General features: G+C 73.4%; 17 protein-coding genes. 11 read left to right on the top strand and 6 right to left on the bottom strand.

Annotated features, from left to right (window positions below; all coding sequences use genetic code 11):
* Window positions 1–8 precede the first annotated feature (8 nt).
* Entirely contained in the window at window positions 9–923 is a 915-nt protein-coding gene (locus tag C8N24_RS18935) for a DNA polymerase domain-containing protein (protein WP_121252519.1), read from the top strand.
* Between the two features lie 13 nt (window positions 924–936).
* On the opposite strand, the gene C8N24_RS18930 is transcribed toward C8N24_RS18935, so the two are convergent.
* Window positions 937–1719 carry a phosphodiester glycosidase family protein gene (locus C8N24_RS18930; protein WP_121252517.1) on the bottom strand — a complete coding sequence of 261 codons (783 nt, stop codon included), beginning with the start codon at window positions 1717–1719 and terminating at the stop codon, window positions 937–939.
* Between the two features lie 50 nt (window positions 1720–1769).
* Window positions 1770–3788 (bottom strand): glycoside hydrolase family 31 protein, encoded by a 2019-nt coding sequence (locus tag C8N24_RS18925; RefSeq protein WP_121252515.1) that lies wholly within the window; start codon window positions 3786–3788, stop codon window positions 1770–1772.
* A gap of 112 nt (window positions 3789–3900) precedes the next feature.
* Between C8N24_RS18925 and C8N24_RS18920 the strand changes: the two genes are divergently transcribed.
* The 6 genes from C8N24_RS18920 (at window position 3901) to C8N24_RS18895 (ending at window position 10817) form a co-directional block, all read left to right on the top strand.
* Window positions 3901–6147, top strand: a complete 2247-nt coding sequence (locus tag C8N24_RS18920) for a glycosyltransferase (protein ID WP_121252514.1) — start codon at window positions 3901–3903, stop codon at window positions 6145–6147.
* Between the two features lie 220 nt (window positions 6148–6367).
* The gene (locus C8N24_RS18915; protein WP_121252511.1) at window positions 6368–7486 is read left to right on the top strand and encodes a glycosyltransferase; all 1119 of its coding nucleotides are present in this window, start codon (window positions 6368–6370) and stop codon (window positions 7484–7486) included.
* Complete coding sequence (locus tag C8N24_RS18910) at window positions 7483–8352, top strand: DUF2334 domain-containing protein (RefSeq protein WP_170179202.1); 870 nt, start codon at window positions 7483–7485, stop codon at window positions 8350–8352. The genes C8N24_RS18915 and C8N24_RS18910 overlap by 4 nt, the downstream gene beginning before the upstream one ends.
* Window positions 8353–8359: 7 nt before the next feature.
* Window positions 8360–9553: an MGH1-like glycoside hydrolase domain-containing protein gene (locus C8N24_RS18905; protein ID WP_425474458.1), complete on the top strand. Its 1194-nt coding sequence runs from the start codon at window positions 8360–8362 to the stop codon at window positions 9551–9553.
* The gene (locus C8N24_RS18900; RefSeq protein WP_147447877.1) at window positions 9550–9954 is read left to right on the top strand and encodes a hypothetical protein; all 405 of its coding nucleotides are present in this window, start codon (window positions 9550–9552) and stop codon (window positions 9952–9954) included. The genes C8N24_RS18905 and C8N24_RS18900 overlap by 4 nt, the downstream gene beginning before the upstream one ends.
* Window positions 9955–10064: 110 nt before the next feature.
* Entirely contained in the window at window positions 10065–10817 is a 753-nt protein-coding gene (locus tag C8N24_RS18895) for a tocopherol cyclase family protein (protein ID WP_121252503.1), read from the top strand.
* On the opposite strand, the gene C8N24_RS18890 is transcribed toward C8N24_RS18895, so the two are convergent.
* Together C8N24_RS18890 and C8N24_RS18885 are read right to left on the bottom strand one after the other, a co-directional pair.
* On the bottom strand, window positions 10804–13146 hold the full coding sequence (locus C8N24_RS18890) for a SpoIIE family protein phosphatase (RefSeq protein ID WP_170179200.1): 2343 nt from the start codon (window positions 13144–13146) through the stop codon (window positions 10804–10806). The two genes, C8N24_RS18895 and C8N24_RS18890, sit on opposite strands and share 14 nt — an antisense overlap.
* Window positions 13147–13209: 63 nt before the next feature.
* Window positions 13210–13743 carry a hypothetical protein gene (locus C8N24_RS18885; RefSeq protein ID WP_121252498.1) on the bottom strand — a complete coding sequence of 178 codons (534 nt, stop codon included), beginning with the start codon at window positions 13741–13743 and terminating at the stop codon, window positions 13210–13212.
* Between the two features lie 20 nt (window positions 13744–13763).
* On the opposite strand from C8N24_RS18885, the gene C8N24_RS18880 reads away from it, so the two are divergent.
* The 4 genes from C8N24_RS18880 (at window position 13764) to C8N24_RS18865 (ending at window position 18889) form a co-directional block, all read left to right on the top strand.
* On the top strand, window positions 13764–14567 hold the full coding sequence (locus C8N24_RS18880) for a methyltransferase domain-containing protein (protein WP_121252496.1): 804 nt from the start codon (window positions 13764–13766) through the stop codon (window positions 14565–14567).
* Window positions 14564–15502: a homogentisate phytyltransferase gene (locus C8N24_RS18875; protein ID WP_170179199.1), complete on the top strand. Its 939-nt coding sequence runs from the start codon at window positions 14564–14566 to the stop codon at window positions 15500–15502. The genes C8N24_RS18880 and C8N24_RS18875 overlap by 4 nt, the downstream gene beginning before the upstream one ends.
* 438 nt (window positions 15503–15940) lie before the next feature.
* Window positions 15941–17044, top strand: coding sequence for a transaldolase (tal, locus tag C8N24_RS18870; RefSeq protein WP_121252492.1), 1104 nt, complete (start codon window positions 15941–15943; stop codon window positions 17042–17044).
* 9 nt (window positions 17045–17053) lie between these two features.
* Window positions 17054–18889, top strand: a complete 1836-nt coding sequence (locus C8N24_RS18865) for a transketolase (protein ID WP_121252490.1) — start codon at window positions 17054–17056, stop codon at window positions 18887–18889.
* Between the two features lie 167 nt (window positions 18890–19056).
* Here the strand turns inward: C8N24_RS18865 and C8N24_RS18860 are convergent, their stop codons facing one another.
* The gene (locus C8N24_RS18860) at window positions 19057–19497 is read right to left on the bottom strand and encodes a hypothetical protein (protein ID WP_121252488.1); all 441 of its coding nucleotides are present in this window, start codon (window positions 19495–19497) and stop codon (window positions 19057–19059) included.
* Window positions 19497–19886 carry a hypothetical protein gene (locus C8N24_RS18855; protein ID WP_121252486.1) on the bottom strand — a complete coding sequence of 130 codons (390 nt, stop codon included), beginning with the start codon at window positions 19884–19886 and terminating at the stop codon, window positions 19497–19499. Before C8N24_RS18855 ends, C8N24_RS18860 begins: the two co-directional genes overlap by 1 nt.
* Window positions 19887–19919 lie beyond the last annotated feature (33 nt).

Genomic DNA, 19919 nt, shown 5'->3' with positions numbered 1-19919 from the left:
TTCCTGCGGTGAACCCGGACGACGTCGCCCTCTCCAGCCTCGACTCGCTCCTGTTCGACGGGGCGGAGGCCACGAAGGGCGACCTCGTCGCCTATCTGGACGCGGTCGCCGACCGGCTGATCGCCCAGCTGTCCGGCCGGCCGCTGTCCGTCATGCGGGTGCGGCCGGGCCAGAAGCCCTTCATGCAGAAGAACCTGCCCAAGGGCGCGCCGGACTGGATCGAGCGCGTGGGCATCTGGGCCGAGACGTCCAAGCGCGAGGTGCACTACGCGCTCTGCAACGACGCCGCGACGCTGCGCTGGTTCGCCAACCAGCGCGCGGTCGAGTACCACCCGTCGCTGTACCCGCAGCGCCACCTCGTGCTGGACCTCGACCCGCCCGCGGAGGCCGACTTCGCCGTCGTCGCGCAGACGGCGTTGCTCGTGCGCGAGGCGTTGTCCCAGGCCGGCCTGAGCGGCGCGATCAAGACGAGCGGCTCCAAGGGCGTGCACATCTTCGTCCCGGTCACGGCGAGCGGCGAGGAGATCGCGCACGCCACCCGTGCCCTCGCCAAGCGGGCCGCGGCGCTGGACCCGTCGATCGCGACCATCGCCTACGTGGTCGAGGAGCGCGAGGGCAAGGTCTTCGTGGACTCCACGCGGGCGGGCGGCGGGACGGTCGTCGCGGCCTACTCCCCGCGCATCCGCCCCGGCGTGCCGGTCTCGTTCCCGATCGCCTGGGACGACGTCGAGCGGGTCTCGCCCGCCGACTTCACGATCCGCACCGCGCCGGGCCTGCTGGGCGACGCCGACCCGTGGCTGGACGCCCTGCCCGAGGCCCAGCCGCTCCCCGCCGACCTCGTCGAGGAGGGCCGCGCGATCCCGATCGCCCGCGTCGCCGCGATGCACGAGGGCAAGCGCCGCAAGCGCGCGGCCGGAACTTAAACGTCCTGGACGTTTAAGTTCGCGGAACGAAGAGGAGCGCGGTCGAGACCGGCCGGCCGCCGTCTTCCGGCACGTCGAAGTTCGAGCGCGGCCGGTTGCGCAGTCGGCCGTCACTGATCAGCGAGGTCGAGCCGCCGCCGTCGAGGTTCATCGCGCTGTGGCAGTCGAGCGCGGCCATCAGCGCGGCCAGCTCCTCGAGCGTGAGGCCGGCGTCATGGCGTGAGCGGCCGTCGACCGCGACCGCGATCAGGCGGTCGTCCGCGAGCCCGAGCGCGGCGCGCGGGTAGCGGCCGTCGGTGATGTCGGAGTCGAACTGGCCGTTGGCGGCGCTGAAGCCCTCGCGATCCTCCTCGCGGCGGAAGACCGGGCGTCCATCGCGGACGAGCAGCGGGCCTGCCTGCAGCAGGTCGCCGCGCGGTGCCGACGGCAGGTCCGACCGCGGCGCGATCGCGGCCACGCCGCCGTCCACGTGGACGCACGCGCGGACGCGGTCGAAGGGCGCGGTGAACGGCACGTGCTCGCGCGCGACGCCGCGCGTGCGGACCTCACCCAGTGGAAGGCCGTGCGGGCGCACGAAGAAGCCGCCGACGATCGCCTCCTGCACGCCCTGGCCGGCACACCACGCCTCGAGCTTCGCCTGGCCGCGCAGCACCGCCACGCGCAGCTCGGTGCGGGCCGTGTCGTAGGCGGCGACGTGGATCGTCGTGCGCGCGCCGTCCTGCAGGTCCAGCCGCATCCGGCGGGCCGAGCCCGCGCGCGGTGTCCGGAGCGGGGCGACGTGGGTGGCGAGGGCCATGTCCGCAGAATCGTCCTTGGACGCAGGGAAGTTGTGAACAGACCGTTGGGCTAGGTGCGGACCCGGAAGTCCACCCGGCGGTCGGGGCTCACGGACACTTCGCCGCGCTCGTAGCGGATCCTCGTGCCGTCGGCGAGGCGGACGAGCGCGCGGCCGCCCACCGGCTCGCCCCACAGCGTCACCTCCAGCGGGCGCTCGCGCTCGGGCGTGTCCCCCAGCCCGCGCGCGACGTGCTCGGCCGGGTAGGTGGGGATCAGCGCGCCGCGGCGGACCCACACCGGGATGCGGTCCAGCGGCGCCGGCGCGTCGACCTCACCGCCGCCGGCGACCTGCGCGCCGGTGTGCCAGTCGATCCAGTCGCCGCGCGGGAGGTCGACGTGGACGCTGCGCGCGCCGTCCTCCAGCACGGGCGCGACCCACAGCGACGGGCCGTAGCCGTACGCGTCGGCGATCGACCAGCCGCGTACGTCGCGCGGATCGGTCAGCGCGAGCGGCCGCACGATCGGCAGCCCCGTGCGGGCCGCGGTCGCCGCCGCCGCGCGCACGTACGGGACGAGCCGCTCGTGCAGGAGCACGTGCGCCCGGTAGAGGTCGAGCAGCTCCTCGTCGTACGTCCACGCCTCCTGCTCGAACCGCGCGTGCGCCTGCATCAGCGGCGTGAAGCAGCCGAACTGCACCCAGCGCGCGAGCAGCTCCTTCGGCGCCCGCGCGGTGAGCCGCTCGCCCAGGTAGCCGCCGACGTCGTGCGACCAGTTGCTGAAGCCGGTCGCGGCGGCGGTGAGCGTCGCGGCGACGAGCGTCCGCAGCGACCAGAAGTCGCTCGGCTGGTCGCCGCCCCAGGTGATGCCGACCGCCTGCTGGCCCGTCCACCCCGGCCGGCCGAACAGCACGCCCGTGCCCGGGTGCACCTCGTCCAGCGCGCGCTGCATGCTCCGCCGGTACCGGAGCCCGTGCCCCCAGGCCGCCTGCGCGCCCGTCGTGCCGTCGGCGAAGCGGGCGTCGTCGGGGATGTACCAGCCCTCGCCGTCGTCGGCCTTGATGCCCTCGACGCCGAGCGCGAGCACCCCCTTGGCCTGCTCGCGCCACCACGCCTCCGCCTCCGGCGACGTGAAGTCCACCGGGGAGCCCTTGCCCATCCACCACTTGGCGACGAGCGGGTCGCCGTCGGCGGCCTTGACGAAGTGGCGCGGCTCGTAGTTGGGCGCGGGCTCGCGGTGCAGTCGGGCGGACTCGTCGTCCGGCGGGTACTGGCCCTCGCGCGAGTCCAGGTTCACCCACGGCGCCACCCACACGACCGTGCGCACGCCGTCCTCGCGCAGTCGCCGGACGTAGCCGACGGCGTCGGGGAACTGGTGCGGGTTGAACTCCCACGTGTTGTATTGCGTCGCCCACGGCGAGTCGAGCACGATCGCGTCGAGCGGGATGCCGTGCTGCCGGTGGCCTGCGTGGTCGGCCTCGGCGTCGCGCTGGTGCGGGTAGACGTCGCGGCTCTTCCAGAACCCGTACGCCCACTCCGGCAGGACGGGCGGCAGGCCGGTGAGCCTCAGGAACGCGCGCAGCCGTGCGGCCGGCGACGCGTGCGTGAAGAGGTGCACCCGCAGCGGGCCGGCGGCGGCGCGCGTGGAGAGGATCACCTCGTCGCCGAGCTCAAAGCGCACGCCGTGGCCGTCGTTGTCCACCCACGCCGCCCAGCCGCGCGACGAGAGCACGAACGGGACGGGCGCGTAGTCGCCCTGCGGGATCCCGCCGACGTCGAGCATGTCCGGCGGGCAGTCCGGCCCCGTGTACGCGCGGTCGGCGCCGAGCTGCAGCGCGCGACCGGCCTGGTCGACGTGCAACCCGTGCCGGGCGCCGAGCCCGATGAAGCGCTGCTCCGGGTGCCCGGGCAGCGCGAGCCCCATGCGGTGCGCGCGGGGCGCCACCGTGATCAGTCGATGCCGCGACCCGAGCTCCTCGACCGTGAAGTCGGTGGAGTCGACCGGGTCCTCGAGCGTCTCCGCCGCGACCATGCCCTCGGTCAGCTGGATGAACTGGTCCTCCGCGCGGCCTTCCCACGTGCGCACCTTCACGGGCTGCAGCTTCGCCGCGACCGGGTCGACTCGTGCGGATGTTCACAGGACGATCACCGCTTCGTTGCGGCTTGATCACAAAAGACCTGCGTACCAGGACGATTCTGCGGACATGACCACCAGCCGTGCAGACCTCCACTGCCACTCCACGGCATCCGAGGTCTCCGAGCTCGGCGTCCAGCGCTCGCTGGGCCTGCCGGAATGCGCGACGCCGCCCGAGGAGGTCTACTCGCTGGCCAAGCGCCGCGGGATGGACTTCGTGACCATCACCGACCACGACACGATCGACGGCGTCCTGTCGATCGCCGACCGGCCGGACGTGTTCATCTCCGAGGAGCTCACGGCCCGCTTCCGCGGCGAGCCGCAGGCCGTGCACGTGCTCTGCTTCGGCATCACACCGGACGACCACGCGTGGTTGCAGGCCCACGCGGACGACGTCGAGGTGGTCGCCGCCTACCTGCACGAGCACGAGATCGCGTGCGCGCTGGCGCACCCGTTCTACGCGGTCGAGGCGCCGCTGCAGCCGCGCCACCGCCGCCGGCTCGCCCAGCTCTTCGAGGTCTGGGAGGTGCGCAACGGCTCGCGCGCCCCGGAGCTCAACCACCCCGCCGCGATCTACGTCGAGACGCACGGCGGCGTCGGCGTCGGCGGCAGCGACGACCACGCGGGCGTGGACATCGGACGGACCTGGTCGGAGACGCCGTTCGCGCCCGGCCCGGCGGAGTTCCTCGCGCACATCCGCGCGGGTCGCGTCGACGCCCAGGGTGACCAGGGCTCCGCGGCCAAGTGGGCCCACGCGGCGATGGCCTTGGCCGTCCGCGCGCTGGGCCGCGGCGACTCGAGCGCCGCACCGGACCCGAGCGCGGTCCTGCGGATGGTCGAGCGCGTCATGACGGAGGGCGATGCCCGCAGCGGCACAGTTGGAGCCGACCTCTGTCCCGAGGACGGCCGGGCCCTGCTCCGTGCGTGGTTGGACGCAGTGGACCTGCGCCTGAGCGAGCGCGACCTGCTCGCCCTCCTCCAGTCGGACGGCTTCTCGCACGCGGCGCTCGAGCGGCGCGCGCGGCGCTGCCACGAGCGCGGCCTGGAACGCGCGGTGGCCCGCGCGATCGCCGCGCCGGGCGAGATCGAGGCGGCCGCCGCCGACGTGTTCGGCGCCTGCGTCGCCGCGATCCCCTACGCGCCCGCCGCGGCGTTCCTCGGCCGCGAGAAGCACAAGCTCGCGCGGCGCGAGAACGAGCCGATCCGCGTGGCGCTCGTCGCCGACGGCATCGGCGGCATGCACGGCGTCACGCACACGATCGACGAGATCCGCGAGCGCGGCGTGCCGGGCTTCGAGGTCGAGGTCATCGGCACCGACCCGCACGTGGATCGCCGGCTGTCGGCGGTGGCCGAGGTCGACATCCCGTTCTACGCCGGGCTGCGCGTCGGTGTGCCGTCGCTCCCGGCGGTCGTCGAGTCGCTGAGCGAAGGCCGCTACGGCGTCCTGCACCTGTGCTCGCCCGGGCCGGCCGGCGTGGCGTCGGCGCTGATCGGGCGCGTGCTCGGCCTGCCGACCGCGGGCTCGTACCACACCGAGCTGACCGCCTACACGCAGCTGCGCAGCGGCAACGAGCGGCTCGGCTTCGCGATGGAGGCCGCGCTCGGCGCCTTCTACGGCGCGTGCGACGTGGTGCTCTCGCCCAGCGCGGTGTCGGACGCGCGGCTGGCGACGATGGGCGTGGAGAACGTCGGGCGCTGGGACCGCGGCGTGGACGTCGAGCGCTTCTCGCCGACGCTGCGCACCCGCGAGGCGGACGGTCGCGTGCGGGTCCTGTACGCCGGCCGGCTGACGAAGGAGAAGGGCGTCGACCTGCTCGCCGACGCGTTCCTCGCCGCCCGCGCCCGTGACCCACGCCTGGAGCTCGTGCTGGCCGGCGGCGGCCCCGAGGAGGACGCGCTGCGCGCCCGCCTGGGCAGCGCCGGCACGTTCCTCGGCTGGCTCGAGGGCGACGCGCTCGCCCAGGCGTACGCGGACGCCGACCTCTTCCTCTTCTGCTCCCAGACCGACACCTTCGGGCAGGTGGTGCTGGAGGCCCAGGCGTCGGGACTGCCCGTCGTCGCCGTGGCGGCGGGCGGCCCGACCGAGCTGATCGACTCGGGCCGGACGGGCATGCTCTGCCCGGCCCGCGTCAGCGCGGTCGCGGACGCCGTCGCCGGCCTCGCGGCCTCCCCCGCCGCCCGTTCCCGCCTGGCGCGCGGCGGCCTCGCCGCGGTCCGCGAACGCACCTGGGAGGCCTCCTTGGCCGCCCTCGGCGCGGGCTGGATGCGCGCCCTCGACGTTCGCGCGGCGGCCACCGGCCAGGTCCGCGCGGCATGACCCGAAGCGACACCGCAACACCCGACCCGGCAGCACCGCACCACCGACCCGCCCCCAACCTAAAGGGGTCTGACCCCTTTAGGTTCGACCTTCGCGACACGGTGCCCTTCGCGCACCTCCCCGACACGCCGACTTCCGCTCTGCTACGCCAAAAAGCGCTCGTCACGAAATCTAAAGGAACATTAACGGGTCTGACCCCTTTAGGTTCGGAGGTGCGGGCGTGAGCGCCGTGCTCGCGCCCGAGCGGGGGCTGCTGCGGCTCGTCGAGCCCGAGCGGCCGCTGCGCGTCGTGGACGTCGCGCTCTTCTATGGGGAGCGCAGCGGCGGCATCCGCACGTACCTGGACGCGAAGGCCGCGTACGCCGCGCGGACCGGCGCCTTCGAGCACCGGCTCGTCGTCCCCGGCGCGCAGCACGACGTGAGCGGGCCGACGTGCGCGCTGCCGTCGGTGCGCGTCGCCGCCAGCAACGGGTACCGCTGGCCGCTCGGATCGAAGCCGCTCGTGGACCTGCTGCGCGAGCTCGAGCCGGACGTCGTCCTCCTGCACGACCCGTTCTGGGCGCCGCGGGCCGCGGTCGCCGCGGCTCGGTCGGTCGGCGCGCGCGTGGTGATGGTCCATCACGGCTCGCTCGCGCGCGACGCGGCCGCGCTGCCCGGGCCCGACCGCCTGTACCGGCCTGCGCTGGGCCGCTGGCTGCGTCACGTGTACGGCCACGTCGACGCCGTGATGGCCGCGTGCGACCCGCTCGGGGACACCGGGCGCGAGGCGACGTTGCCGCTGCGCTTCGGGCTCGATCCCGCGTTCTTCCCGAGCGGCGAGGTGCGGCGCGGCGACCACGTGCTCTACGCCGGGCGGCTCGGACGCGAGAAGGGCATCTTCGAGCTGCTGGAGGCGGCCGCGCGTGCCGAGGACCCGTGGCCGCTGTGGATCATGGGCACCGGCTCGGCCGAGCAGCACGTGCTCGCCCGCGCGCGCCGGCTCGGGCTGGGCGACCGCGTCCGCATGCTGGGCCACGAGCCGGACCGCGAGGCGCTGGCGCGCGCCTACGAGGCCGCGCGCTGCGTGGTGATGCCGGGCGCGCTGGAGACGTTCGGGCTCGTCGCGTTCGAGGCGGCCGCCAGCGGCGCCGCCGTCGTCGCGTGCGAAGCCGCGCCGTCCGCGCGGGTGATCGGCCCGCTCGCCGAGACGTTCCCCGCCGAGGACGTCGACGCGCTGCTCGCCGCGATCGAGCGTGCACGGGCGCGCACGCCGAACCGGCTCGCCGCCGCGCGCTTCGCCGCCGCGCACCGATGGGAGACGGCGTTCGCGTCCGAGCTGGCCGACCTGGAGGCCCTGTGAGGTTCGCCGACCCGTACCGCGACGACCCACGGCCGGCCGGCCGCGCGCAGGACCCGAGGCTCGACGAGACGAGCCCGAACCACCATGTCGAAGCCGCGCGGCCCGTCCCCGGTCACGACGACGTCCGGCTCCCGCTCCTCGACGACGCCGCCCGTGAGCGCGTCGCGGGCCCCAAGCTGGCGATCGCGCTGCACGACGTGGAGCCGGCGACGTACCGCCGCTGCCAGGAGATCCGCGAGTGGCTCTCCGACCGCGGCGTCGACCGCGTGACGCTGCTCGTCATCCCCGCGCCGCAGCTGCACCCGTTCACGAGCCGCTCGCCCGAGCTCGCCTACTGGCTGCTCGACCGCCAGGACGCCGGCGACGCGATCGCCCAGCACGGCCTGCGTCACCGCCAGACGCGGCCGGCGCGCTTCGGCACCCGGATCGTCCGCCAGTGGCAGGGCGGGATCGCGGCCGAGTACGCAGGGATGGACGCCGAGGCCACCGCAGAGTCCGTCGAGGCCGGCCGCCGCGTGCTCGTCGACGCGGGCATCACGCCGCGCGGCTTCGTCGCCCCCGCCTACGCGTACACCGGCGCGCTGCGCACCGTCCTCGCCGAGCGCTTCGACTGGTGGGCCACGCTGCTCGGCCTGCACGGGCGCGTGCCGCTGCGCACGCCCGCGCTCTGCCTCGGCACCTCCGGCGCGCTCAAGCGCGGCACCTCGCCGCTGGTCGTGCGCGCCGGCGCGCGCTTCTCGCGTGACCTCATGCGGCTCGACCTGCACCCCGCCGACTTCGACCACCCACGCCACGTCGAGGCGGTCGAGCGGGTGTTGCACGTCGCGCGCGACCGAGCGGCGGTGACCTACGACGACCTCTGCTGAGGAGGTCCTGCGGGCCAACTGGCGCGAGGGCCTCCGCCGGGACGGGACGCCGTTCGCGTTCACCTGCCCGTCGCCGCGGCGCTACCAGCACCAGTGGAGCTGGGACTCGTGCTTCCACGCAGTCGCGTGGTCGCACCTCGAGCCCGAGCGCGCCCGGGCCGAGCTGCGCACGCTCGTCCGGGCCGGCCGTGCGGACGGCTTCGTCCCGCACACCGCGTTCTGGCAGGCGTCACCGCGCTGGCGCCGCGCGCCGTTCTACGCCACCGCCGGCTACCGCGGTGACACGGCCACCGAGTCGATCCAGACGCCGCTGCTGCCGGTCGCGTGGGAGTACGCGGGCGGCGCGACCGCGGCCGACCTCGCCGCGCTCGAGGCGCACGCGCGCTGGTTGATCCGCGAGCGCGACCCCGACGGCGATGGCATGCTGACGATCCTCCTCCCCGACGAGTCGGGTCTCGACGACTCACCCAAGTACGACGCCGTCTACGGCCGGATGGCGCACTGGAAGCCCGGCTACGCGCGGCTCGTCCAGCGTTGCCGACGCGCCCGCTGGAGTGCCGCGACGCTCACGCGCACCACCGACGAGCACGTCGAGGACGTGCTGGTCAACACCGCGCACGCCCTCTCGCTGCGTGCGCTCGCCCGGCTCACCGGCGACGCGTCGTGGGACGCGGAGGCCGCGCGCACCGAGGCCGCGCTCGTCGACCGCTGCTGGGACGCCCGGCGCGGCCTGTTCTTCGACCTCGCCGGTCGCGACGAGCAGCGCGTCGAGGTCTCCACCTGGTCGGCGCTCGCGCCGCTCGCCCTGACCCACCTGCCGGTCGAGATCCGCACCCGCCTCGCCGAGGAGCACCTGCTGCACCCGCGCCGCTACCGCGCGCGCTTCGGCGTGCCGTCGGTGTCGATGGAAGAGCCGTCGTTCCGGCCGGGCTTCAACGCGTACCGCACCTGGCGCGGGTCGGCGTGGATGAACACCGCGTGGCTGCTGGTCGGCGGGCTGCGGGCGCTCGGCGCGCATGACGAGGCCGACGCGCTCGCCCAGGGCGCGCTCGACGCGGTGCAGCGCAGCGGGTTCCGCGAGTACTACCACCCGCGCACCGGCGCGGGCCACGGCGAGCAGCGGTTCGGCTTCGCGACGCTCGCGCTGGACCTCCCCGCGGGGTTTTGCCCGTCCGGACCGCGGGTAGCGCGGACCGCGTGAAACTGCTCGTCGTCACCCCCGAGCCGATCGACTCGTCGCTGTTGCGCGAGACCCTCGGCGACGAGGTGGTGGGCGCGGAGGTGCTCGTCCTCTCGCCGGCCACCAACCAGTCCAAGCTGGCCTTCTGGGTGTCCGATCCCGATGACGCCATCGCGGAGGCCGAGGAGGCGCAGACGGAGACCGTCGAGCGCCTGGAAGAGGACGGCGTCGACGCCGCCGGCCAGGTGGGAGAATCCGAGCCGGCCCAGGCCATCGACGACGCGTTGGTGACCTTCAAGGCCGACCGCATCGTGATCTTCTCCCACCCCGAAGGCGACCGCGACTACCGCGAGGATGAGGCGCTCGCCGCCGGCGAGGCCCGCTGGAACGTCCCCGTCACCCACGCCCTGATCTCTCGTTAGCCCGGCTCTATCGCCGGACGGGAGCGGACGGCCCGTTCGGCGATCACCGGCGCGCGCACGGCGTCGGGCTCGAGGGCTACTACTGGCGCTTCTCCGGCCCGGGCTGGAGCGTGTGCGCGATCGCGGGCGTGTGCCCGGACTGGGCGATGATCACGCTCGCGTCGTCCTCCGGCGAGGTGTGGACCGAGATCTCCGAGCGCGCGTTCGTGTCGCGGGAGCGGATGCTCGTCGAGACGGACTTCCTGCGCGCGGACGCGACGTCGCTGGACGTGTCGCTGGGGCCGGGCCTGCAGGCGTCGTTCGAGCGGCGGCGTGAGTGGAACCGCCCGTTCGGCCCCCTCGGGCCCGCGCAGATGGTGCCGTTCCTGGGCCAGTACTGGGCGCCGTGGCTGCTGTCCGCGCGGGTGCGCGGCGCCTTCGGCTCCCGCTCCCTGGACGACAGCGCCGTGTACGCCGAGAAGAACTGGGGCGCGGTGTTCGCCGAGCACTGGTGGTGGGGGCAGGCCGAGTGCGTGGCGTTCGCGGGCGGACGCGTGCACGGGGTCGCCCCGACGGCGGTGGCCGTGTGGACGCCGGACGAGGTCGTCACGTTGGCCCCGCCGCTCGCGCGCACGGTCACGCGGGCCGGCGGCGGCGAGTGGGCCGTGCGGGCGTCCAACTGGCGCTGGGACGTGGAGCTGACCGGCGAGGCCTCCGACCCGCTCCTGCTACCGGTGCCGCTGCCGGACGAGCGGCGGCTCGAGGTCCGCTCGCGCCACCACCTGCTCGGTCGCGTCGAGGTGACCGTGCGGCGGGGGCGGCGCGTCTGGCTGCACGAGGAGTCGGTGGCGGCCGCGCTGGAAGACGGCGCTACGCCCGCATGACGAGCAGGGCGATGTCGTCCTCCCCACCGTGCTCGCGGTCGAGCGCGGTGAGCAGGTGGTCGGCGACGTCGTCGGGCCCGAGGTCGACCCCGACGAGCGCCTGGCGCAGCCGTTCCATGCCGACGTCGATCGCGCGGTCGCGCTCCTCGATCAGGCCGTCGGTGTAGAAGACCAGCGTCGCGTCGGGCGGGAGCGTGGTGACGTGGCGCTCGTAGTCGCCGACCTGGGTGCCGAGCGGTGGACCGGGTAGGGCGGCCACGAAGTGCGGGTCCTGCCCGGGCGCGGCGATCAGCGGCGGGAGATGCCCGGCGAGCGAGAACGTCAGCCGGCGGTCGGCGGGGTCGTAGACCGAGGCGAGCACGGTCGCCATCGGCAGGTCCAGCAGCGCGGGCGCGCGAACGCTGAGGTGCGCGAGCACGCGGTCGGGCGGGTCGCCGTCGTAGGCGTAGGCGGCGAGCACGGAGCGCAGCTGGCCCATCCGCGCGGCGGCCTGCGCGCCGTGACCCATCACGTCGCCGATGACGAGCAGCAGGCGGTCGTCCTCGAGCGGGTGGGCGATGTAGAAATCGCCGCCGACGTCGCGCCCACCCGTGCCGGGTAGGTAGCGCGCGGCGAGCGCGATGCCCTCACGCTCGGGCAGCCCGGCGGGCAGCAGCGAGCGCTGGAGCGTGAGCGCGAGGCGACGTTCGCTGCCGTAGAGGATCGCGTTGTCGAGCGCGACCCCGGCCCGCGCCGCCAGCTCGATCAGCACGCGCCGGTCCAGCGCGGTGTGCGGCGGGTCGAGCACGATCAGCGCGCCGAGCATCCGGCCGCGGGACACGAGCGGGAGCGTGAGCGCCGGCCGGTCCCCGAGCGACGCGTCGAACGTGCTCGCCGGCTGCTCCTGCACGGCGGCCGCCGCGAGCGCCCCCACGGGCAGGAACCGGTCCCGGAGCGCCTCGTCGGCGTTGACCGTGTGCGCGATCCGGAACCCCGACCCGGCCGACGACGTCTCCTTGCCCTCCAAGTCGCGGATCAGCCGGTCCTGGAGCGCGATCACGACAGCGCTGCCGAACCCGTTGAGGACGAAGTCGGACAGGATCGCGAGGATCTCCTCGGCCTCGAGCGTGCCGGCGAGGCGAGCACTCGCGCCGCTGAGGATCTGCAGCCGGCCGGTGGCGGCGCCGCTCGCGGCCAGCGCGTCCTCGCGCTCGCCGGCGAGCCGGGCCGCGTCCTGCTCGGCGCGCACACGGCCGGTGATGTCGTGGAAGTAGACCGAGAGGCCGTCGCCGCTCGGGATCGCGCGCACGTCGAACCACACGTCGAGCGTCGGGTGGTAGTGCTCGAAGCCGGCCTCGTCACCGGTCTTCAGCGCGGCGCGGAACCGGGTCTCGGCTTCGCTGTTGCGCAGCTCGGGGAACAGCACCCACAGCTCTTGCCCGACGAGATCCTCGCGGCTGTGCCCGAGCATCCGCTCCGCCGCGCCGTTGACATAGGTGAACCTCCAGTCGAGGTCCAGGGTCAGGAACGCGGTGCTCATCGTCTCGAGCACGCGGCCGAGCCGTTCGGCGCCGCTGTGGACCGCGGTCGTGTCGTAGGCGGCGCCGAGCATCCGCGCGGGCTTGCCGTCGACGCCACACAGGACGCGGCCGCGGGCAGCCACCCAGCGGATGCCGCCGTCCGGGTGGACGACCCGGTAGTCGGCCTCGTAGTCCCCGCAGCTCTCGATCGCCTTGTTGATGGCCGCCTCGGTGCGCGCGCGGTCCTCCGGGTGCAGCCGCACCGAGAACGACCGGATGTGCGGCTGCCAGGTCTCGGGCGTGTAGCCGAACAGCTCGCACAGGCGGGCGTCGAAGTGCAGCGCGTCCGTCGTCAGGTCCCAGTCGAAGCTGCCGATGTCCGCGGCGGCGAAGCCGAGGTCCAGCCGCGCGGTGCTGTCCTCGAGCTCGGCGGCGAGCGACCCGCGTTCGAGCTCGGCGCCGACCGCCGCGGCCAGCTCGCGCAGGACGTCGCGGTCGTGCTCGGTCCAGGTGAACTCCTGCTCGTCGTACACGCACAGCACGCCGACCCGGTGGCCGGCGACCTCGATCGGCGCGCCGAGGTAGGCGGCGATGCCGTCGCCGAGCTCCGGGGTGTGGTCGGCGAAGGTCGCGGCGGACGCCGCCGCGGCGGACGGGCGCTTCGGAGCCGGCGGGGTGAGCGGCACCTGCTCGTCCGTGAACAGCGACACCTCGGCGTGCGCAGCGCCCAGCAGGCGCGCGCCGAGCGCGGCCAGCCGGTCGATCGCCTCGCCGGGAGCTTCCGTGAGCAGCCGCCGAGCCGCCTCGATCCGCGCCGGGTCCGCCTCCATGGGCGCGAGGATATTGACGTGGCGTCGGCCGGGGGCCATTTCCGGCGCGGTCGCGACCGTCCGTCAGGCCGTCTCGGCGCGTCGTGCCGCCAGCGCGAGCGGCTCGGCGCCGACGAGCCGCTCGAACGGTCCGACGACCGCCCAGACAGCCTTCAGCCGCAGTCGCGCGCTGGTGTCCACCGGCTGCACGCGTGCCTCCGACCACAGCTCGGCACGCCCGTCCTCGAGCGCCTCGACGCCGTGCGCGAACGCCACCCGGACCGTGCCGCCCTCGTCCCACTCCGCGAACGCGCCCGGGCCGTCGAGCCGCGGGTAATCCCGTGCCAGCGTCCAGATCCGGCCGCACAACCCCGACACGAGCCGCTCGTCGGATTCCTCGAGGACGTTGAACGGGTAGGCGCGGAACAGCTCGTGGTAGGTCTGCTCCCCCCGCACCCCCGGAATGCGCCAGCCGACGAGGCGCCCGAGCCTGCGCGTCTCTTCCAGCCGCACGCTCTTGGCGGCTTCCCACAGCGCCTCGGGCGTCGCCTCCGCCGCGCGGCGATGACGGCTGCGGATCACCGGGTCGGGCAGCCACTGGTCCAGAACGTCGGTCACACGCGTATGGTGCCCAGGCCATGCGCTTGATCCAGCACAAACGCGAGGCGTTTTGGTTCTACCGGTTCCTCTCGCTGGGCTACGACCGGTGGGTGAACCCGCTGTTCTGGACGCCCGCGATGCGCGGCCTGGCGCTGGATGCGGCGCGTTTGGAGCCCGGCGTGAAGGTGCTCGACGCGGGCGCCGGCACCGGCTTCACCACTGAGGGCATCGTGGCGCGCGTGAACGCCGCCGACGTGACCATGCTCGACCAGAGCCCGCACCAGCTGCAGCGCTCACGCGCCAAGCCGGCCCTTGCCTCCTGCGAGCGGGTGCTCGGCGACGCCGAGGCCCTCCCGTTCGCGGACGACACGTTCGACCGCTACGTCTCGGCCGGCTCGATCGAGTACTGGCCCGACCCGCAGCAGGGCATCGCCGAGGCCTACCGCGTCACCCGACCCGACGGCGTCGCGCTCGTGATCGGCCCGGTCCGCCCCGCCAACCGCGTGGCCCGCGCCCTCGCCGAGGCGTGGATGCTCTTCCCGCCCGCCGAGGACTACACCGGCTGGATGGAGGCGGCGGGCTTCACCGACGTCCGCACGGTCGAGCTCGCCCCGGACTGGTACCGCGACGAACGCGTCCCTTACGCCCTTGCGGTCAGCGGCGTCAAGCCCGCACCTGGGCCGTCCCCGGCGGCCCGGACCGCCCCGGTCGTCGAGCCGAAGGCGAGCCCGCTCAAGTTCGCCGCCCGCTTCGTCGCGGGCTCGGCCGCGGGCGCGGCGTTCGTGCCGATCGCCGCGGTGCTCGCGCTGCGTGCGCGGAGAGAACGACGGGCCGCGACGTGAGTCGCGCGGGCACGGCCCACGCACCGGCCGGGGGCGCCGCTCCCGCCGCCGCGCGCGTCAACCCCGTGCTCGTGCTGTGGCGGTTCTCGCGGCCGCACACCGTGATCGGCACGGCGCTGTCCGTGATCGGCCTGTGGGTGATCGCGGCGACCACGCTGGAGGTCGCTCCGCCAGTCTGGGATCTGGCCGCGACGTTGGTCGCCGGGCTGACGGTGAACATCGCGATCGTCGGGGTCAACCAGCTCACGGACGTCGAGATCGACCGGGTCAACAAGCCGTTCCTGCCGATCGCCGCCGGCGAGCTGAGCCTGCGGGCGGCGACCGTCGTGGTGGTCGTGTGCTGCCTCGTGCCGTTGACGCTGGCGCTCACGCAGGGGGCGGTCGAGACCGGCGCGGTCGCGGCCGGCCTGGCGGTCGGCGCGGTCTACTCGCTGCCGCCGCTGCGGCTCAAGCGCTACCCGGTCGCGGCCTCCCTGTGCATCTCGGGCGTGCGGTCCGTGATCGTCAACCTCGGCGTGTATTGGCACTTCGCGGAGCGGATCGACCCGCCGGTCGTCGCGTTGTGCCTGTTCGTCCTGCCGTTCAGCCTCGCGATCGCGGTGCTCAAGGACGTCCCGGACATCGAAGGCGACCGCCGGTACAGCATTCGCACGTTCACCGTCCGGCTCGGCCCCGAGCGGGTGTTCCGGATGGGTTTGGCAGCCCTGTTGATTGCGTACGCGGGGATGATCGTGGTCGCGCCCGTCGTGCTCCGCGACTATGCGAACCCGCTCGTGCTCGCGCTCGGCCACGCCGCCGCGGCGGCCCTGCTGCTGCACTGGGCGAGAACCGCGGAACCCCGCGACCACAGCGGGTTCACGCGCTTCTACATGCGGGTCTGGGTGCTCTTCTTTTTGGAGTACGTCCTGGTGCCCGTGGCCTGCCTCGCAAACTAGGAAATTTTCGACGTCAGGTCGAGAACATCCCTTCACCGTTGGCCCGAGAGGCGTGGACAACCCCCATTCGGCCAGGTAGGTTTGTCAGCAATGTCGATTGCCTCTGAGGCGGACCAGCAGCCGCACCAGGGACGTCCCCCCACGACGCCCTCTCAGCGCTTCGTCCGGAAGACCGAGCCGAACACCATCACGGCCTCCCAAGCGCGCGCCGCTCGGCGGCGGGAGTCCAGGCGCGATGAGCAAGCTGTAGCCGCTTGGCTGCGCGAGCTCTCGGGCCGGCCACGTTGATCGCAGGGACGCCGCCGCGCTGCGGCGTCCCGGCTTCCCTCGCGACATGACGGTCCACTCCCTCCATCCAGGGGGGTTCACCGATCGTTATCTCAAAGGGCCTGAAGGGGAGTGTCACTGTGTAAGAACCCCCTTTGAAAGGACCGCCTCATGAGCACTCCGCTCCAGCAGTTGGCCGAGCGCGGCCAGAGCGTCTGGATCGACTACCTCTCGCGCCGCTTCGTCAAGGACGGCGACCTGAAGGGCCTCGTCGAGCAGGGAGTCGAGGGCGTCACGTCCAACCCGACGATCTTCCAGGGCGCGATCGCCGAAGGCGACGCCTACGACGACCAGATCCGCGAGCTCAGCGCCGAGCACGACGACGCCAAGGAGATCTTCTGGCAGCTCGCGAAGGACGACATCCGCGACGCCTGCGACATCCTTCGCCCGGTCTGGGACGAAGGTGACGGCAAGGATGGCTGGGTCTCGCTCGAGGTCGACCCGAACCTCGCGCACGACACCGAGAAGACCAAGTCCGAGGCCGTGCGCCTGTTCGAGCTGGTCGACCGCCCGAACCTCCTCATCAAGATCCCCGCGACGCTCGAGGGCCTGCCCGCGATCGAGGACACGGTCGCCGCCGGCATCCCGGTCAACGTCACCCTGATCTTCTCGCTCGAGCGCCACCGCGCGGTCGCCGAGGCCTACATCCGCGGCGTCCAGCGCCTCGTCGACGGCGGCGGCGACCCCCGCAAGGTCGCGTCCGTCGCCTCCTTCTTCGTCTCCCGCGTGGACACCGAGGCCGACAAGCGCCTCCAGCAGATCGGCGGCCACGACGAGCTGCTCGGCAAGCTCGCGATCGCCAACGCCAAGCTCGCCTACCAGACCTACGAAGAGGTCTTCTCCTCGCCCCAGTGGAAGGCGCTCGAGGAGAAGGGGGCCTCCAAGCAGCGTTGCCTCTGGGCCTCCACCGGCGTGAAGAACCCGAACTACAAGGACACCGTGTACGTCGAGGAGCTCGTCGGCCCGGACACGGTCAACACCGCTCCGCTCGACCTGGTCAAGGCCGTCCTCGACCACGGCGAGATCCGCGGCGACACGATCCGCGAGGGCACGGACGAGGCGAGCAAGCTGCTCGACCAGTTCGAGGCGGCCGGCGTCTCCTACGACGAGGTCGTGCAGGTGCTCGAACGCGAGGGCGTCGAGAAGTTCGCCAAGTCGTTCGCGGACCTGATCGAGGGCCTCGAGAGCAAGCTCAAGACGCTCGTGGCGGCGTAGGGACCGACGATGGCCCACGACGCCGACTTCCGCCGGGAGCTCGGCCAGCAGCTGCGGGTGGACTCCATCCGCAGCTCCGCGGCCGCCGGCTCCGGCCACCCGACCTCCTCGATGTCCGCCGCCGACCTCATGGCGGTGCTCATCGACGGCCACCTCCGCCTGGACTACGCCAACACGGACAACCCGGCCAACGACCACCTGATCTTCTCCAAGGGCCACGCCTCGCCCCTGTACTACTCGGTGCTGAAGGCGGTCGGCGCGATCGACGACGCCGAGCTGCTCACCTTCCGCAAGCTCGGGTCTCGCCTGCAGGGCCACCCGACGCCGGCGATCCCGCCCACGGACGTGGCCACCGGCTCGCTCGGACAGGGGCTGCCGATCGGCGTGGGCGTCGCGATGGCGGGCCGTTCGCTCGACAAGCTCCCGTACCGCGTCTGGGTGCTCTGCGGCGACTCCGAGATGGCCGAGGGCTCGATGTGGGAGGCCTTCCAGCACGCCGGCTGGGAGGGGCTCGACAACCTGACCGCGATCATCGACGTCAACCGCCTCGGCCAGACCCGTGAGACGATGCTCGGCTGGGACCTCGACGGCTATGTGCGCCGGATCGAGGCCTTCGGCTGGAAGGCGATCGCGATCGACGGTCACGACGTGGAGGCCATCGAGGCGGCCTACGCCGAGGCCGAGGCCACGACGGGCCAGCCCGTCGCGATCGTCGCCAAGACGATGAAGGGCCGCGGCGTGAAGGCCGTCGAGGACCTGCCCGGCAAGCACGGCAAACCGGTCGACGACGCTGAGGCCGCGATCGCGGAGCTGGGCGGCGAGCGCGACCTGTCGGTGGACGTGGCGAAGCCGGAGGCCGGCCAGCCGCACGTCTTCGAGACGCCCGGCGGCGAGCTGCCGAGCTACGAGCTGGGCGACGAGGTCGCAACGCGCAAGGCCTACGGCGAGGCGATCGCGGCACTGGCGAACATCCGCGGCGACGTGGTCGCCCTCGACGGCGAAGTGTCCAACTCCACGCACTCCGAGGACTTCCGCGAGGCGCATCCCGACCGCTACTTCGAGATGTTCATCGCCGAGCAGCAGCTCGTCGCGGCCGGCGTGGGCATGCAGGTGCGCGGCTGGACGCCGTACATGTCGACCTTCGCGGCGTTCCTCTCGCGCGCGTACGACTTCGTCCGCATGGCGGCGATCTCCCAGGCGAAGTTCGTGCTCAGCGGCTCGCACGCGGGCGTCTCCATCGGCGAGGACGGCCCGTCGCAGATGGCGCTCGAGGACATCGCCTCGATCCGCGCGATCCACGGCTCGACCGTCCTGCAGCCGAGCGACGCGCAGCAGGCGGCCAAGCTCGTGGCCGCGCTGGCCGACCAGGACGGCATCTCGTTCATCCGCACGCTGCGCGGCAAGACCCCCGTGCGCACCGCCCCCGACGAGGACGTGCGCATCGGCGGCTCGCGCGTCGCCCACGAGGGCGACGACGTGGCCATCATCGCCACCGGCATCACGGTCGACGAGGCGGTCAAGGCCGCCGAGCGCCTGGCCGACGGCGGCGTGCACGCGCGGGTGCTCGACGCGTACTCGATCAAGCCGATCGACGCCGAGGCGGTCCGCGCCGCCGCCCGCGACTGCGGCGCGATCATCACCGTCGAGGACCACGCCCCCGAAGGCGGCCTGGGCGACGCCGTGCTGGACGCACTCGCCGCCGGCGACGAGCAGACGCACGTCGTCAAGCTGGCCGTCCGCGAGATCCCCGGCTCCGGCACACCCGAGGAGCTCCTGCACGGCGCGAAGATCGACGCGGACGCGATCTTCGACGCGGCCCAAAAGCTGGTCGCCTCGCCCGCTTAGATCCCGCCCGGCGCGCCCCGGCGACGGGGCGCGCCGCGCACGCCGCCCGCGACGCGGTGCCGGCACGGGCACCTTGGCGCCGGAGGACGCCGCGCAGGCCGCGCGCGACGCGGCCGGCGCGGGCACTTCACCTCCGAAGGACGGGTCGAGTGGGCGCGCCTCGGACATCAGACTCGCCGGAGCTCCATGATCCAGTTCGACTCCCAGCTGCTGCCGCCGTCGAGGGAGAAGAACTGCTCCCAGCGGGCGGAGTCGGACGTGATCTCCGACCAGACGAAGCGCATGCGCAGCGGGACCCCGTCCAGGACGTCGTCGGCCTCGAACGTGGCCGTGCCGTCCGCGTGGAAGCGACCCTCGACGGGCGGGTCCAGCCGGCCCGGGCGCTGCGTCGAGGACCACCAGATGCGCCACGTGTCGGACTCCGGGTCGTGCAGGCGCAGGCTGAAGCCCTCGTAGCCGTCGGTGACGAAGTGGTCGTGGTTGCCGACGCCGCCGAGCATCGCGAAGGCGGTCGAGGTCGCCATGAACGTCTGCCACTCGCCGTCGACGAGCTTGTGGTTGGTGACCTCCCAGCGGCCCGGGAGGAAGTCGAAGTCGGTGACGGGCATCAGATGGCCACCGGCTCGAGCGCCGCGTCCAGGTAGGCCTCGAGGTCCCCGTCGATCAGGACGTCCTGCAGCCACGCGCGGCGCTCGAAGTCCAGCACCTCCATCTCCCACACGCACGTGATCCCCGTGCTCTCGTAGGGGACGAGCTGGTCGGGCGCATCCAGCGGGGCGACGTAGAAGTCGGCGTGCAGCTCGTTCTCGTTCGCCCACCAGTAGACGAGGCTCAGCGCCGCGGACACGCCGCGATGGGCGATCGTGAAGCCGGGCTCGCTCACGCGCGCGCGTGAGCGGACCGCCGCGACGTGGGCCGGATCGGGGTCACCGACGCCGTAGTGCTTGGTGTGGCCTTCGCGTCCGAAGAAGCTGATGTTCCGGGGTTCGTGGGGCATGGGCTGGACCGTACGGGGTAAACAGGGCAGAAT

It is taken from the genome of Solirubrobacter pauli (assembly GCF_003633755.1).
In the GTDB taxonomy this organism is placed as follows: Bacteria; Actinomycetota; Thermoleophilia; order Solirubrobacterales; family Solirubrobacteraceae; genus Solirubrobacter; species Solirubrobacter pauli.
The sequence above is the reverse complement of the archived record's forward strand: the minus strand, read 5'-3'. Positions and strand labels throughout refer to the sequence as shown.